Consider the following 16200-nt stretch of genomic DNA (forward strand, 5'->3'; position numbering starts at 1 on the left):
ATGGGATTTTTAGAAAAGGTCGTTGGCGGTAATACTTTTATCGTGCTTAGTGTAATCCACCGGTCTTTTGGCAAAGAAATCATCCAGGCTGTTGGCGAAGATCTCTTCTTCAAACCATAGCAATGGCTGGGCTCCCGAAGTAGCAGCAGGATAAAGTTTTTCCATTCCTATTTTATCTAAACTGTCATCAACTCTGAATTTCATAAAGTTGAGCAGATCTTTTTTGCTGAGGTTCTCTATTTCCCCATCCTGAAAGATCCAGTCCAGGATTTCTGCCTCCACTTCCATGGAATTTTCTACGATCTGCCTGATCTCTTCTTTGGTTCTCTCGTCGAAGAAATCCGGGAATTCTTCTTTGATCTTGTTTACAATATAAATTCCTGCATTGGCATGTACCTGCTCGTCTACCGAAGTCCATGCAATAATATTGCTCACATTTTTCATCACTCCGTTGAACCTTGAAAAGGAAAGGATAATTGCAAACTGACTAAAAAGAGATACATTTTCAATAAGGATCGAAAAGAGGATGAGGGAAGTTACGTACTTCTTTTTATCCTGTGACTTTGTATGTGCCAGGGCTTCGGAAAGATATTCGATCCTTTTTTTAATAACCGGAGTTTCAATCAAGGTCTGGAATTCGTTGTTGTACCCCAGCACTTCCAATAACCTGGAATAAGCTTCGGAATGCCGGAATTCACATTCGGCAAACGTACTTCCGAGTCCGTTGAATTCAGGTTTTGGAAGGTGGGTATAAAGATCACCCCAGAAAGATTTTACAGCCACTTCAATTTGGGCAATTGCAAGGAGGCTCCGTTTTACTACCTGCTTTTCGTTTTTGGAAAGATGTGAATGGAAATCCTGCACATCGGCAGTGAAATCTACTTCAGAATGCACCCAGAAGGATTTATTAATTGCTTCGGTGAAATTTAAAATTTCAGGATATTCGAAGGGTTTGTAGTTCACTCTTTTGTCGAAAATACTCATAATACTTTTGTTTTTTAGGTTATTTCAAAAGCATAAAAGAAGGATGTTCCAACAGGATCGTGTGATAAGGAAATCACAAAATTCGGTGGACATTTACTTTTTATGCGAAAGTAAAGTCTAACAGAAAAGAAAGGTGTTCTGGCTTGTAAATAAATTACTTACAGTTGCGCAACAGCTCATGATTTGCACATGATTCCCCTAGTTACCACGGTAGCGTTGTCTTTTCGGTTACAGGTTTACAGGAGTAAAATTAGGCAAAGAAAGAATGCAGGGAGGACTGCCTTGAAATAGTTTTCCACATGGTTTTCCACAGAAGGGAAATAACCAATAAATGGGTAGAAGATCATTTTATGGTGGCGGACTGCGTCTCCTGATTGCTTCCACTGCCGCCAGATTCTATCTGAAAATTCTTCTACGGATTAAATGATTTAAACGGTTCAGTTAAAATCAAAATCCTCAAAGTGAATTTGTTTTTTCGGAATATTCATACGTTCAAGATCTTTTACAAAGGATTTTCTCATTTTTCCTGGGCCGCAAATAAATATATCTTTATTCTTAATTCCGCAGAGCCCACTAATTTCAAAAAGTCCTTCACATGTTTCACAAATTACCTGAACATGGAAATCGAGCATTTGCTCTTCAAGAGCTTGAAAAATGTGTAGGTGAGTGGCTTCAGGAAGCCTCCTGACACAGTAAAAAAGATTCACTTTCAGGAATTGATCCGGATGAGCGAGAAGGTGATTAGCCCAGCTAAGAAAAGGTGCAATCCCCACTCCGCCCGCAATCCAAACCTGGTCATTTCCTGCCATATTATAAGTAAACCTTCCATAGGGGCCATCCAGTAAGACAGGAACATTGGTGTCCAGTAAGCGGTGCAGGAGACTTGTATAATCTCCCAGAGACTTAACAATGATCTTTATTTTGCTGTCCTTCTCCTGTGCACAAACCGTAAAAGGATGACTTTCCGACGGAATATAATCGGCTAAAAAGGAAAAAAAGAAGAATTGCCCAGGGAGAAATCGTTCAGCTTCTTTTTGAGGGCTCAGCTCAATTTCCATTATTTTGCTGTTAAGCCTTTCAACGCTTGTTACCAGGTAGGAAGTTTTTTCTTTCAGCAGATCGTAGAAAATTGATTTGTAAAGCCAGGCTAAGACGCCGGCTGCAGTGAGTAAACTAAGATAAATGCGCAGAGCAGGATTTCCTGAAAAAGTGTTCTGAAGAAAGACATGAAAAATACCTGGAATAAAGAAAAAGCCAAGCATTTTATGGCTAATCTTCCACTTATCGTATGGAATTTTAATAATGAAAGTAAAGATAAGCAGCACCAGTATTCCCATTAAAGACCAGCTACCCAAGTTGATCTCCATACGCCGGTGCAATGGAAGCAGATACCAGGTCGCTTTGGAAAGATCTTCAGAAATCCACCTTAAAGCCAGAAAAACCGGATGCAAGAGCAAAAACAACCCTGCCATTTTGCCGGTAAATTTATGGAAATGGTATACCCTGTCCAGTCCTCCAAACATATCTTCCAGAAACTTACTGCGTGTTGACAGTACAAAAGTTAAAGCGAAGAAAGCGAATCCCAGAAGGGAGAAAATCTGGCTGGCATAAACAAAAGTGGGTTTAAGGTTGTGTTTTACTGTTGTTTCAGGGAAAGAGAACATCCAGAGGGGAAGTACCAGTAGTACTAAACCCCAAAAGAGCCATGGACCGGGCAGCCATTGTTTTAATACCCCATCCTTTTGTGTGGTGGTGATTTCATAGGATAACATATTGCTGAGTTGTTGATTTCTGCTTTAATATCTTTCATTTTATTTCCAATAATCCATCCTCGAAAATGCGGAAAATAATTATTTCAAAATTGCTCTTTGCGAGATTCGTATTTCTCGTATTAATGCTGTATTAAAAGTACAACAAATTCACTGTAATTGTTGTGAAAAATATGTGGGATTTTACACAATCTTTGTGGTTGCTGTAATAGCAAAAACAATGCCTTAGTCCTTCGTTTCTAAGTGTTCAGCGGGTAAAAAGCACCTATTTATATCAGGTAAAAAGTCTTTTAAATCAGCAGGTGAGTAGTTGATTACTTAATTCTGGTTGTCCACATCATTGTCCTTTGCGGGAGCTCTTAAAATATCTAATTTCATATCAGAAAAAGAAAAAATTAAAATGAAAATAAAGACTTGAAGAGCAACTTTTAATACTGATAATTATGAAAAAACTAATGATCTTTTTTGGAATACTAATTTGGGCCGGTACCGCTTACGGTCAGGAAATTACTCAACTTGAAGAAGCGAAAATTGGTTTTGATCCAGATACTCCCAGCATGGTCGTCCAGGGAGATAGTTTCATCTTTAAAGCTATAGAAGATTTTGTAGGTGAATTTGAGCAGGATCCTCATGCTTACTTAGATAAGTACTGCAATATGGAAATTTTTGTACTCTCGCTGAAGGACAATAATTATCATGGATATCTGGTAGATATTAACAGTACCAAAGGGAAACTGGATGCTACTTTTGACAAAGAGGGAAAACTGGAAAAAACATCCTTCAAACTCAAAAATGTTCTTCTTCCGGATGAATTGAGGGAACAGGTTTACAGAGACTATAAGGGCTGGACAATGGTTGAAAACATGCATGTGGCAAAAGGCAAAAATGGATTAGTAAAAGAGGAGTTCTACCGCTTAAAAATGGTTAAAGGAGACCAAAAACAGCAAATTAAGATCACTATGACCGATTTCCGCGGAATTGAAGTAGCCGGGAATTAAACAACTGGAACTCTTACCTGAGACTGCCAAAGTCAGCAAAATGATCATCTCGTGAGGAGTTATCCATCCGGGAGCCAACGAACTGTAAACTTGCAGTTGTGGAAGTCGCAGACGACCTGATCTAAACCTTGCTTTTTTGACAGTCTCAGCCTTTAATTTTCAGCAGTAATTACTAATCTTTTAATGACAAAAATCATCTTTTTAAAGCTCAATCCATGGCTGTTTTACTGAGGAAATTATACAGGATTCCGTAAATTTGATAAGGTAATAAGGACTAAAGATTGATCCATTGAGGGCGCTAATTATAGATGATGAAGAAACTGCAAGAAAACGGGTTTCTAACCTTTTAAACAAGGTTCCCGAAATAGATGTTGTGGGTGAATGTTCTACCGGAAAACTTGCTATTGAACACATTAATGTCCAAAAGCCAGATCTCATACTTTTGGATACCGATATGAAAGATATAAGCGGGTTTGAAGTCCTCTCAAGAATTAATCATTCTCCCAGGCCCATCGTAGTTCTTATGACTTCCCGTACCAATGAAGCCTGTAAAGCCTTTGATGTAAATGCCTGTGATTTTCTTCTAAAACCTTTTACAGATGAACGGTTTTTCATGGCTGTCAATAAAGTGTTGCTTACACCACCCCTGGATACATTTCAGCTGTTTGAAAACAAGATGCAGGAGCTATTTCGGATGTATACAGAAAAAACAAAAGCAAATACTCCTTCCCTGAAGATCCCTGTGAAGCAGGGAAATAAAACGGTACTGCTGGATCCTCCTGATATCTATTATATCATCTCCTCGGGTTATTATGCCGAAATTTATACCAAAAAAAATAAGTATGTCCTGCGTGTTTCACTCAACACACTGGATGAAATGCTGGATCGGGAACATTTTTTCAGGATGCATAGATCTACTATTGTGAATATCGATCACGTAAAAGAAATTGTACATTCTGAATACGGAGAGATAGATGCAAAAATGACAGATGGTAAGTTGTTGCACACGAGTAAATCCCACAAAAAAGATTTCCTCGAAAAACTGGGGATCTAAGGTTTCTTCGGATCAAAGTTTTCTAAAGCACAATATCACAAACAAAAAATTTTATTCAGGCGACGGTTTTTGGCGTGAGGAATCTTTTTCTTTGAATCTCTGAAAAGAGAGAGAGAGTTAGAACGTGCAGAATATCAAATTTCATTAATTTTATGAGTAGATCCAGAAGAAAAACAGGAATTTACGGCTGGACAGCATTAACTTCAGAGAAGTTTGATAGGCAAAAATCCAACAGGAAATTAAGACGTTTGGTAAAAGAGAGCATGAAAAAGAGAGATGACGTTCTTCCTGTATTAAGGGAGGTTTCAAATAGCTGCAATTTTTATAAGGACTGAAAAGTGTATGATCCCGATGCTCCTGAAAAAATAATAAGAAAATAACTACCTATGAATATACTTTACCTGCATGGATTAGACAGTAAACTGAGTCCGGAAAAAAGGGAGGTCCTTAAAAAATTCGGGAAAGTCTATGCTCCCGATCTTGATTATTATAAAGATGCGAATGCCATTAATACCATCCTTAATTTCTATCCAGATGTCGAAATCAATACCGTTATTGGCAGCAGTATGGGCGGCTTTGCTGGATATCATGTGGCAAATTCCCTTTTTCGCCCGGCCTTATTGTTCAATCCGGCCTTGAAGAAGAGATCTGTTCCTCAGGAAATTCCGACAGTATCTGATTCCTGGAATAACCTGAAACAAATTGTCATTGGCCAAAAGGATGAGGTAGTCTCTCCTCAGGAGACTCTTTCTTTTCTTTCAGAAGGATTTAATCCGGTGACAGAATTGTACGTTCGGCTGGTACCGCAGCTTGGCCATAGAATTCCGGTGGAACTTTTTGAAGCGGAAGTAGAATCCTTCTTTGAAAAACTGTGTTATTAATAAGTTCAGGCAATTTTTTATGGATTCCGTAACTGAGAAGGATTGACCAAAAAAATATTTCAGCTGCGAATTTCATTTGATTTGTATTTGTTGCGGTATTGCGCAGGTGAGATTCCGGTAATTTTTTTAAATGTTTGCCGGAAAGATTTTTCATCAGAATATCCAATGCCGTACATCACCTCATTCACATTTTCCCTCGACGCCTCCAGGCTTCTTTTGGCAGCTTCTACTTTTACTCGTTGAATGTAAGTGGTAATGGTATTGTGGGTGGCTTTTTTAAAACGCCGCTCCAGGCTTCTACGGCTTAATGCAAATTTACTGGCCAGTTCATTCACCGGAATTTTTTCATTAAAATTTTTCTCAATGTATTCCTGGGCTTTTCGAACCACATGATCTTCATGTTCTTTCTGTCCTCTGAACATTATGAATGGAGACTGGCTGGCTTTATCTATGTCTATCATAAATGTTTTAGCTGTAAGAATCGCAATATCTCTTCCCGCAAACTTTTCCACCAGGTATAACAACAGGTTGAGATACGAATAAGCACCGCCACTGGTGTAGATTCCCTGGTCTTCGGTCATGATCTTATCATCTACCAGGTGTACTTCAGGAAACATTTTTCTAAAATTATCTGCATGGATCCAATGGGTGGAACATTGCTTTCCATTCAATAAACCGGTAGAAGCCAGAAAAAAGGCGGCTACGCACAAACTGGCAATTTCTGCACCGTTAGAATATTGCTGTTTTAGCCAGGGCACAAACCTGCGGTTGTTTTTAAAGGCAATTTCAGGGTCATCATGAATGGCAGGAATAATAATGAGATCTGTACGAGAGATGTCTTCAATATATTTTTCAGGATTTACGGAGAAAAGTCCGTTGCTTTGAGCGGTTGGAATGGAAATCCCTACCAGTTCGATCTTAAAAAGTGCAGGTTTTCCGCGCTCCCTGAGAAATGAATTCACCTGATTAAAAATTTGGTGTGTCCCAACAATATTTACGAGGCTGGTATGACCCTTTGGAATTAAAATAGAAATATGTTTCTCCATAACCTGAAGATTTTTAATGCTTTATAAAAGTAGTTAAATTTTTCTATAATTTCTTTTTTGCTGCAAAGTGACGCAAATTCCCCGCTAAGTTGACGGATATCCCCCCGAATTTCCCCACTAATTAGCTGTAGATTTATCTTTTAAAATTTAAAAGCCATGAGAGAAAAAGAAGAATTTATTAGAGATTTTAATGAGGCCTTTGCCACGAATGAGGTTGATTTTATCCTTAATAGTATGACAGAAGATATAGAGTGGCATCTTGTGGGAGATCAAATCATCAATGGAAAACAGGCTGTAGAGGAAATTATGGAGCAAATGAAGGGAATTGAAACTCTCGAATCTAATTTATTCCAAATTATTAGCCACGGGAATCTGGCTGCTGCTAATGGACGTATGAAAATTAAGGATCCTTCGGGAGCTGTAAAAACCTTCGGATTCTCAGATTTTTATGAGCTTGAAGGCTTAAAATCTCCAAAGATCAAAAAAATGACCTCTTACGTCGTGAAGGTGAAAGAAGAAAAAAACAAATAAATCATGCTGAACAGAAAACAAAAGATTGTTCCCAATCTGTGGTTCGACAGGGAAGCGGAGGCAGCGGTGAATTTTTACACTTCTGTTTTTGATAATTCCAGCGTGAATTCTCAGTTGAAATATTCGAAAGTGGGGCAGGAAATACACGGGCAGGAAGCAGGTACTGTCATGTCCATAGGTTTCCAGTTAGAGGGGTGTCAAATGCTAGCTCTTAACGGAGGACCTCAATTTAAATTTAATCCCTCAATTTCTTTTTTTGTGCTCTGTAAGGATGAGGAAGAAATCAACAGGTTATGGAAGGAACTGGTCGAGGAAGGGGAAGTTTATATGGAGCTGGATTCTTATGACTGGAGTTCGAGGTATGGATGGCTGCAGGATCGTTTTGGGCTTCACTGGCAACTGATGGTAGCCACCGAAAATTCAGAACAAAACATTGTTCCCATGCTCATGTTCACCGGAGACAGCCACGGCAAAGCAGAATCAGCTATCCGATACTACACTTCTGTTTTTGAAGATTCAAACCTCGAAGGCATTCTTAAATATGGAGAAGAAGACCAGAACGGATATGCCATGGGAGCTGTAAAACATGCACAGTTTCAGCTGGAAGGGAAAACTTTTATGGCAATGGACAGCGGTGTGACACATGAATTTCCGTTTAATGAATCCATTTCTTTTATTGTAAATTGTAAAGATCAGAAGGAAATTGATTCCTATTGGGGAAAGCTCACCCGGGAAGGAGATCCAAATGCACAACAGTGTGGATGGCTTAAAGATAAATTCGGAATTTCCTGGCAGATAATTCCGGAGGATATAGAAAAGATTCTGAACGATCCCGATAAAGCAAAGGCCCACCAGGCAATGGAAGCGCTGCTTGCAATGAAAAAGATCGATCTGGCAGGTTTAAAAAATTCAGGGGTTTCACAGTAATTGTATTCATTTAAATTTTGTCATCATGAAAAGACTTAAGGTTATCTTTTGGATTTCCACAGGCCTTATTTTTCTTTTTCAGGGAGTAATGCCTGCACTTACAGGTCATACAGAAATGGCCAGGGAAGGTATCCGTCATCTGGGCTATCCCGAATATTTCGGAATTATGCTTACGATTTGTAAAGTTCTGGGAGCGATAGTATTAATTATGCCGAAACTTCCAAAGCGATTAAAGGAGTGGACTTATGCAGGTTTTACTTTCGACTTCATTTTTGCTGCAGGAATTATTTATGCTGTGGAAGGTTTACATGCTGCCACCCTTTTTCCGCTAATCGTCCTGTTCGTACTTATGATCTCCTACTGCAGTTTCCATAAACTGGAAGAAATGCCTAAAACTATGCACTATGAAACGCAAAAAATGTAAAACCATAATTGATGCATCTGGAGAAAGAGTTTTGAAGATTCTTTGGGGTGAAGAAACCTATCACGAATGGACGACCGCTTTTGCCCAAGGATCTAAAGTAAAGACCGATTGGCAGGAAGGAAGTGAAATACTTTTTCTCAATGCCGAAGATGAAGGAATGGTTTCCAGCATTCAGGAGAAAAAAGAACCTGAAAAAATGATTTTTAAACATCTGGGAATGATCGATAAGGAAGGAAAAGTTGATAGGTGCAGTGAGCATGTGAAAGGCTGGCAGGGAGCCGAAGAAATCTATATTCTCAAAGATTTTAACGGAAAAACTGAATTGACTGTAGAGATGGATCTTGACGAAAAACAGGAGGCTTTTTTTGAAGAAGCATGGCCGAAAGCATTTAAAAATTTGCATAACCTATCTCAATCTCCGGAAAAAACAAAACAACAAATTTCTGTAAAAAGTAATATCGATGCACCTGTTGAAAAAGTGTTGAACTGCTGGGCAAATCCCGAAAATATTAAGCAATGGAATCATGCCAGTGCCGACTGGCATACACCTTCGGCTGAAAATGATCTTCGGGAAAACGGAAAGTTCTCATATCGTATGGAAGCGAAGGATGGCAGTGCCGGTTTCGATTTCGAAGGTATATATGATGAGGTCGATCGACACCGACGCATTAAATACACCTTGGGGAATGGTAGAAAAGTAACTGTTAGTTTTGTTCAGAATGAAAATTAAATCATAGTAGAAGAAATTTTTGAAGCCGAAGATCTTCATTCCAATGAAATGCAAAAGGAGGGTTGGCAGGCAATTCTGGACAATTCTAAGGCTTATGTAGTGCGCCAAAAAACCTGAAAGAGAAAATATATTTCAGAGAAAATCATCATTAAGAACCAATAAACAGTGAAATATGAAACAGTTAATTTTATTTTTTGTCGTCCCAATCCTGCTTTCTATTCCGGGAGCTGAGGTAGAATGTTCTGCAGTTAAGACTGAAGTTATTCAAACGGACGAGAAAAAAATTCTGCTGAATTATTATGAGGAGACCATCAATGATTTGAAGGCCGGAGTAGACGGCTTAAGTGAAGCGCAGTTGCAGTATAAACCATCGGGGGAACAATGGTCTGTAAGTCAGATACTGGAGCACATCATCCTGACTGAGAAAATGCTTTTTGGAATGATGAAGGAAGAGATGGCTAAACAACCGAACCCCGAAAGAAGAGCCGAAATAAGATTTTCTGATGAGGATATCATAAAGGGAATGACAGATCGTAGCCAGAAAGCAAAAGCTTCGGAAGAGTTGGAGGGAAATGGCGCCTATATTTCTTTCGAAGAGGCAATGGAAGATGTTTTGGAGCAACGTCAATTAGTTCTGGATTACCTGAAAGATATATCTGTACAGGATTTACGGGACCGCGTGAGCGATTCTCCCTATGGTCCCATGGATGCATACCAGTCATTCCTGTTTCTTGCAGGGCATATGGCCAGACATACGCTGCAGATCGAGAAGTAAAAGCTTCTCCGGGTTTTCCATCAGAATAGATTTGGGTGAATATGCAGAAATAATTTTGCTGAAGGTTGAGGTGTAAATTTTTTCTTTTCGTGTGTAAAAGATGTAGTTTTATGCCTCTTCTAATTCATTATAATATGCCTTTAATTTTACCTGTCAAGGGAGTGAATCCTGAAATTGACAAAAGCTGTTTTATAGCCGAAAATGCCACAATCGCAGGAGATGTGGTGATGGGGAAAAATTGTTCGGTCTGGTTTACAGCCGTAATTCGTGGAGATGTAAACGCCATCAGGATTGGTAACGGTACCAATATTCAGGATGGTGCCATTATTCATTGCACATATCAGAAAGCGGCAACAACTATCGGGAATAATGTGTCTATTGGGCATAGAGCAATGGTTCACGGCTGTACCGTAAAGGATAATGCACTTATTGGCATGGGAGCTATTGTGATGGATCACGCTGTAGTTGAGAAAAATTGTATCATTGCTGCCGGCGCGGTGGTGCTGGAAAATACCATTTGTGAAGCAGGCTTCATTTATGCAGGTATCCCGGCAAAGAAGGTAAAACAACTGACCACGGAACAAATAGATAATCTCAAGAAAACAGCTGCCAATTACGTGATGTACAGCGGATGGTTTTCAGAGGAATAGAATTTCCAGTTTCCTCCGGAAAAGTAACACACGTTTTAAACGGAATAGAATAATGCACAAGAATATTTTCAGGATTTCGTTTTTTATTGTTGTTCTTATCTTTTGGAGCGGTACCCTGCAAGCCCAGGTAAAAATATGTTCCTGGAATCTTCAAAATTTCGGAAAAAGCAAATCTGCTGCAGAGATACAATTTGTAGCAAATACGTTAAAGGAATTTGATGTGGTGGCCCTTCAGGAAATAGTGGCGGGTTATGGCGGCGCACAGGCGGTGGCAAAATTAGCAGATGAACTTAACAGGACGGGGACAAATTGGGATTATATCGTTAGTGATCCTACGGTAAGCACCCCTTATGGCACCGAACGTTATGCGTACCTGTGGAAAACCTCCAGCATAAAGAGAGTGAAACGGGCATGGCTGGAAGATAATTATGTGCAGGAGATTGACCGGGAGCCATATTTATTGGATTTTAATTATAATGGAGAACTGTTTACACTGGTGAGTTTTCACGCCATTCCCAAAAAGAGACAGCCGGAAACCGAAATCAAATACTTTAAATTTTTTCCGGAATTCTATGCAGAAAAAAACCTGATCTTTTTGGGAGATTTTAATATTCCGCAGAGCCATACTGTTTTTAATCCGCTGAAGAAAATGGGGTATGAGTCTGTTTTTAAAGATCAAAAGACCACTATGAAAATGAAGTGTGTGGCAGGGGAATGCCTTGCTTCGGAATATGATAATATTTTTTATGACACGAAAAATTCAGGGCTTCAAGCTTCGGGAGTCGTCCATTTTTATCGGAATTTTCCCGATATGAAAGCTGCCAGGCGAATATCAGATCATATTCCTGTATGGGCAGAATTTTATTTTGGGGAAGAAAAAGACAACTGACTGCAGTAGATCCAGAAAGATAGGGTTTTATAAATTTCAACTGAAAATCTGCATTTCAGTTTTAATCTGATATGCGAAAAGTATGACTGCTGAAGGAATAATTATCTTCTAAACTCAAAGTATATCTAATGCTTACGATTTTCTGGTGGGAGTTTACATTTTGTATACTTTGGCGAGGCTCACCTCCTGATCATATTGTGCAGTGATCGTACAAACTTCGTTCACGAGCTCCATGGTATAAATAATGCCTTTGCCATAATCTTTCCATTCCATATCCCCCGTCTGCACAAGATTTCGGGTAAATGAGAGCATATTATGCTTAGTTTCTGAAGATGGCTCGAGGATCTGCCATTTATAGCAGGTTTCATTTCCGTCTTTGAACTTTTTGAAGAAAAGAACTTTTCGCTGTTCATATTCCCCGCTGGCTTTTGTTTTTACCGGGGTTTTATAAAAAAGGTAATTTTCACCAGATTCTGAAACTCCTTCTGAAAAGGGTGTGCCATAAGCAGAAAGAACTTCACTGCGGGTCTGTAAAATCTGTGCTTCTGCAGATTGACCAAAGATCAGTAACAGAAAGCAAATTCCAAATATATAACTGAGACTTGTTTTCATAACACTGCATTTATAGATTGTAAGAAGCTGAATGACACTTAAATATACAAAATTAAAACGAAGTTCCAACGAGGAAGTGGCGAGGGAATCTAAATTTTTAATTTACTGACACATCACCAACCTCATGTTGGTTCATTCAATAATATTGCATAATTGGAATAGATCACAAGGGGCAGTCTCTGCTATACTTACAGCTACTTATACTCCTGAAGCGGGATTAGAAGAACTGCTGGAATAAAAAATTGAGTTTTTCCAGGTGAACTTTAAGGCTGCATAATAGATTCTGTCCTGTCGGTCTTATCTGCTCTTCCGTCCTGGTACCCTGTGATCAAACCTACAGCCAGTATAGTAACTATGATCCATAGGTACAGGTTCCTCCTGTTCTTATTAGTTTGTCTGCTCATAATTAATTAATTCTGCCCAACCTTGGGATAGGCTGGGGTTTTCACTTCTTTTGGCGGATTCTCCTTCAGCTTTTGTAGGGCTATTTCTATGGCTTTTTCCAGCTGCGGATCTTTTCCTTCGATCACCTCGTGTGGCCATTGTTCCACTTCAATATCCGGAGCGACTCCTTCATTCTCCACAGCGAATCCGTCTTCAGTATAAAATGCTACGTTTGGCGCGGTAACAGATCCGCCATCGATGAATTCCGGATATCCCAGCACTCCTACAAGGCCACCCCAGGTTCTCTTCCCTACAATGGTACCAAGATCAAATTTTCTGAACATCCAGGGTAGGTAATCTCCTCCCGAGCCAGCTGTCTCATCTATGATCATCACTTTTGGTCCCTGTATGGAAGCGCTTGGAGATTTTAAATCCTTCCCATACCTGAAATCCCAGTACGCCTGCACCGGCTTCTTAAGGAGGTCTATATAATAATCGGCTAACTGTCCGCCGCCGTTAAATCGTTCATCAATAATGATTGCATCTCTGTTGGCCTGCGGAAAGAAATAGCGCTTGAAATATTCATGTCCTGCTTCGGCAGTATTGGGCACATATACATAGGCCACCTTGCCGTTTGTGGCTTCGTCCACTTTCCTGATGTTTCCTTCGATCCAGTCACGGTTTCTGAGATCCCGCTCATTGTTTACCGGTGTTACCTTTTCTTTTCGGCTGTTGTTGAGGTTTGCGGTTGGACTCACCGTAAGCGTTACAATCTTACCAGCAGTGTTCTCAAAAAACTCATAAAAATTCTCATCTGCAGTTACTTCCTGCCCGTTAATTTCAAGAATATAATCTCCTTTATTAATGTTTACCCCGGGTTCTGTAAGCGGAGACTTTAGATTTGGGTTCCAGTTAAGTCCGCCGTAGATTTTGGCAATACGATAACGGTTGTTGGCAACTTCAAAATCTGCGCCGAGCAATCCGCCTTCTACAGTTTCCGGATCATTCAGGCGATCGCCCCTGCCCGAAAACCCGTGGTGTCCCACGCCCAGCTCACTGAACATCCATTCCATCACGCGGTAAAGGTCACTTCTGGTAGAAACATCTGCGAGGAAAGGTTCATATTTTTCTTTTATGGCATCCCAGTCTACACCATGCATTCCGGGATCATAGAAATAATCACGGTTTACCCGCCAGGCTTCATTGAAGATGTTTGCCCATTCTGCTTTGGGATCAATTTTTACCTGGATATCTCCTGTGTTTAAAGCCCTTTTGTTATGGATCTTCTCCACTTCAGCAATACCCCACTTTCCTTCATTTGAGTAAAGGATTTTTTCTCCGTTTGCTGAAATTTCATAGGTGTTTGCCGGCATCACTTCTTCTGCTTTCCTTTCAGAAAGATCATATTTTTGCAGGCTAGCATTATTATACTCATGCGGCGGATAAGATAAATAGTAGAGGATCCCTTCTTTAGGGGAATTCAGGTTCTTATAAGTACCTGGGGGAACAGGAATATGAACGATCCTGTTTTCGATTCCTTCAAAATCTATTCTTATTGCCGGAACTTTAGGTTCTTTGTTATCCTTTTCCTCCCGTTCTTTCTTTTCTTCCTCTTCTTCTGTCTGCTGAATTTTTTCAACATCATTTTCCCTGGCAAAAGGGGATTCAACTTCCTTCTGAAGGGTCACGAGGTACATGGAGCTGCTCATTTCCATATCCTGATTGGACTGGTCAAACCAGTTCAATACCGGCCCTGCATCTGTAGATGCCAGCATGTATAGATATTTTCCGCTGGGATCGAATTTGGGACTGGATACATTTGCGAGTCCGTCGGTGATGGCGTATGACTTATTTTCTGAAAGTGAATAAATAAAAGCCTTTTCAAAACTGGTGTCGGTAATGACGGTAAAAGTGATCCAGTTGGAATCCCGAGACCAGTCGCCGAAAAGTTCTCGGAATATTCCGGGTATATACCGCTCATCTGAAGCTATTTTGTTGATCCTTCCGTTTTCGATATTCAGAATGTAAAGGTTCCGGCCATTGTCCACGAAACTGATCTTTTTACTATCTGGTGACCAGTGAGGATACGCATAAAATCCGGTACCGTTCAAAGAATATTTCTTGATTTCTTCCTGTTCACTTTGGTCCTGTACAAAGAGTTCATATTCCCCACTTTCATCAGAAAAATAGGCAATCTGCTTTCCGTCGGGAGACCAGACAGGATATTTCTCGTGTGCGCCGGGCGAAGAAGTGATATTCACCACATCCCCATTTTCACCGGGAACGGTAATGATCTCGCCACGAAAATCCATGACCACACGGGCTCCTGTTGGGGAAATTGAAGCGTGCCTTATATATTTTTCGCCCTTTACATACCTGGAGCGTAATTCAAGTAAATCTGTTGCGATACCAATTTGCAGCCTGTCTGTTTCCCCGGAAGTAGGATTGTATGTATGAAGATGGCCTTCCTGTTCAAAGATCAATTCGTTTCCGGCAGCAGAGAGATCCATGACAGGGAAATCCTGAAATTCGGTTAGCTGGGCTACTTCCTGTGTGTCTACATCATAACTAAAAAGGTTGAATTCTCCGTTTCTGTCACTTCGGAAGTAGATTTTGTCTCCGATCCACTGTGGCCGGGAATCATTGCTACCGACTTCAGGTCTTGGGATTTCAGTAACCGAATGATCCTGAGTGTTGTAGATCCATATCCTAGCAGTAGTTCCTCCGCGGTAGTGTTTCCATTGATCAAATCTGTCGGGCAATGGGGTATAGGCAATGTGATTACCATTAGGGGAATAGGTAGCCCAGTAAGCATTCGGAATTTTGAGTTCTGCCACCCGGCCGCCAGATACGGGAACTTCAAAAAGCTTTAAAAATCGATTGGTAAAGGTGTTTCGTTGTGAAGCGAACATCACTTTTGATCCATCAGGAGTGAATCCGCGTACCAGGTCGGGGTAGGGATGCCAGGTAAGTCGCTGCGGAATTCCGCCTGTAGCCGGTACTACAAAAACATCTGTATTTCCGTCATATTCTGCATTAAAAGCAATGGTTTTTCCATCGGGTGAAAAGACGGGATTGGTTTCTATTCCTTCATCTATGGTTAACCTCTTTGGCTCCGAACCATCCTTATTTGCCACCCAAAGGTCTTCAGCATAAATAAAAGCAATTTGGGAATCACTTATGGCAGGCTTTGAAAGTAATTTGGTGTCATCGTGGTTGATGTCCTGGGCCTGTAAAAAAGAAAAGCTTAGGAGAAACAGGGAGGGAATAGCAGCGTTTAAATTTATTTTCATGGAGTGCCGGAAATTATGTTGCAGGAGAAAAGTTCTGCTCTAAGATAAAATAAATTCTCAATTTTCCTTCAACTTCGGTTTCAAAGCTTTACATAACATTCATTTTTTTGAATTTAATTTTTAAGAATTGACTTAATTCTGCATATAATAGAATTTCTATTGTTTTTGCTGAACAAATTCGTTATAAATCTAGCAGGAAGTTGTTCGCTCTTGGGAAGTGGATTTTTTCAAAATTAGTTTAACCTTGTCATTT

General features: G+C 40.0%; 16 protein-coding genes. 10 read left to right on the forward strand and 6 right to left on the reverse strand.

Annotated features, from left to right (window positions below; genetic code table 11):
- Nucleotides 1–9: 9 nt before the first annotated feature.
- Nucleotides 10–984, reverse strand: a complete 975-nt coding sequence (locus tag IE056_RS02910) for a ribonucleotide-diphosphate reductase subunit beta (RefSeq protein ID WP_189603129.1) — start codon at nucleotides 982–984, stop codon at nucleotides 10–12.
- 437 nt (nucleotides 985–1421) lie between these two features.
- Nucleotides 1422–2756, reverse strand: coding sequence for a ferredoxin reductase family protein (locus IE056_RS02915; RefSeq protein WP_189603138.1), 1335 nt, complete (start codon nucleotides 2754–2756; stop codon nucleotides 1422–1424).
- Between the two features lie 440 nt (nucleotides 2757–3196).
- On the opposite strand from IE056_RS02915, the gene IE056_RS02920 reads away from it, so the two are divergent.
- From IE056_RS02920 to IE056_RS02930, 3 genes are all read left to right on the forward strand, one after another.
- Entirely contained in the window at nucleotides 3197–3751 is a 555-nt protein-coding gene (locus tag IE056_RS02920; RefSeq protein ID WP_189603140.1) for a hypothetical protein, read from the forward strand.
- 289 nt (nucleotides 3752–4040) lie between these two features.
- Nucleotides 4041–4805 (forward strand): LytR/AlgR family response regulator transcription factor, encoded by a 765-nt coding sequence (locus tag IE056_RS02925; RefSeq protein ID WP_189603142.1) that lies wholly within the window; start codon nucleotides 4041–4043, stop codon nucleotides 4803–4805.
- Between the two features lie 386 nt (nucleotides 4806–5191).
- Nucleotides 5192–5686, forward strand: a complete 495-nt coding sequence (locus IE056_RS02930) for a YqiA/YcfP family alpha/beta fold hydrolase (RefSeq protein ID WP_189603143.1) — start codon at nucleotides 5192–5194, stop codon at nucleotides 5684–5686.
- Between the two features lie 59 nt (nucleotides 5687–5745).
- Here IE056_RS02930 and IE056_RS02935 read toward each other — a convergent pair whose 3' ends face one another.
- Nucleotides 5746–6732: a GlxA family transcriptional regulator gene (locus IE056_RS02935; RefSeq protein ID WP_189603145.1), complete on the reverse strand. Its 987-nt coding sequence runs from the start codon at nucleotides 6730–6732 to the stop codon at nucleotides 5746–5748.
- A 156-nt stretch (nucleotides 6733–6888) separates the two neighbouring features.
- Here IE056_RS02935 and IE056_RS02940 point away from each other — a divergent pair, with 156 nt between their 5' ends.
- The 7 genes from IE056_RS02940 to IE056_RS02970 all read left to right on the forward strand — a co-directional run bounded on the left by IE056_RS02940 (nucleotide 6889) and on the right by IE056_RS02970 (nucleotide 11658).
- Nucleotides 6889–7263: a nuclear transport factor 2 family protein gene (locus IE056_RS02940; protein WP_189603147.1), complete on the forward strand. Its 375-nt coding sequence runs from the start codon at nucleotides 6889–6891 to the stop codon at nucleotides 7261–7263.
- A gap of 3 nt (nucleotides 7264–7266) precedes the next feature.
- Complete coding sequence (locus IE056_RS02945; protein WP_189603149.1) at nucleotides 7267–8190, forward strand: VOC family protein; 924 nt, start codon at nucleotides 7267–7269, stop codon at nucleotides 8188–8190.
- Nucleotides 8191–8215: 25 nt separating this feature from the next.
- Nucleotides 8216–8614: a DoxX family protein gene (locus tag IE056_RS02950; protein ID WP_189603151.1), complete on the forward strand. Its 399-nt coding sequence runs from the start codon at nucleotides 8216–8218 to the stop codon at nucleotides 8612–8614.
- On the forward strand, nucleotides 8595–9344 hold the full coding sequence (locus tag IE056_RS18390; protein ID WP_229793632.1) for an SRPBCC domain-containing protein: 750 nt from the start codon (nucleotides 8595–8597) through the stop codon (nucleotides 9342–9344). Before IE056_RS02950 ends, IE056_RS18390 begins: the two co-directional genes overlap by 20 nt.
- Nucleotides 9345–9516: 172 nt before the next feature.
- Nucleotides 9517–10119, forward strand: coding sequence for a DinB family protein (locus tag IE056_RS02960; protein WP_189603153.1), 603 nt, complete (start codon nucleotides 9517–9519; stop codon nucleotides 10117–10119).
- A gap of 134 nt (nucleotides 10120–10253) precedes the next feature.
- Nucleotides 10254–10769, forward strand: coding sequence for a gamma carbonic anhydrase family protein (locus tag IE056_RS02965; RefSeq protein ID WP_189603155.1), 516 nt, complete (start codon nucleotides 10254–10256; stop codon nucleotides 10767–10769).
- Between the two features lie 52 nt (nucleotides 10770–10821).
- Nucleotides 10822–11658: an endonuclease/exonuclease/phosphatase family protein gene (locus IE056_RS02970; protein WP_189603157.1), complete on the forward strand. Its 837-nt coding sequence runs from the start codon at nucleotides 10822–10824 to the stop codon at nucleotides 11656–11658.
- A 153-nt stretch (nucleotides 11659–11811) separates the two neighbouring features.
- On the opposite strand, the gene IE056_RS02975 is transcribed toward IE056_RS02970, so the two are convergent.
- From IE056_RS02975 to IE056_RS02985, 3 genes are all read right to left on the reverse strand, one after another.
- Nucleotides 11812–12270, reverse strand: a complete 459-nt coding sequence (locus IE056_RS02975; RefSeq protein ID WP_189603159.1) for a hypothetical protein — start codon at nucleotides 12268–12270, stop codon at nucleotides 11812–11814.
- A gap of 263 nt (nucleotides 12271–12533) precedes the next feature.
- Nucleotides 12534–12674 carry a hypothetical protein gene (locus IE056_RS02980; protein ID WP_189603161.1) on the reverse strand — a complete coding sequence of 47 codons (141 nt, stop codon included), beginning with the start codon at nucleotides 12672–12674 and terminating at the stop codon, nucleotides 12534–12536.
- Nucleotides 12675–12680: 6 nt separating this feature from the next.
- A complete protein-coding gene (locus IE056_RS02985) occupies nucleotides 12681–15947 on the reverse strand; it encodes a S41 family peptidase (protein ID WP_189603163.1) in 3267 nt (1088 codons plus the stop codon).
- Nucleotides 15948–16200: the final 253 nt, after the last annotated feature.

This window comes from Salinimicrobium marinum, from assembly GCF_014651535.1.
GTDB classification, from domain to species: Bacteria; Bacteroidota; Bacteroidia; order Flavobacteriales; family Flavobacteriaceae; genus Salinimicrobium; species Salinimicrobium marinum.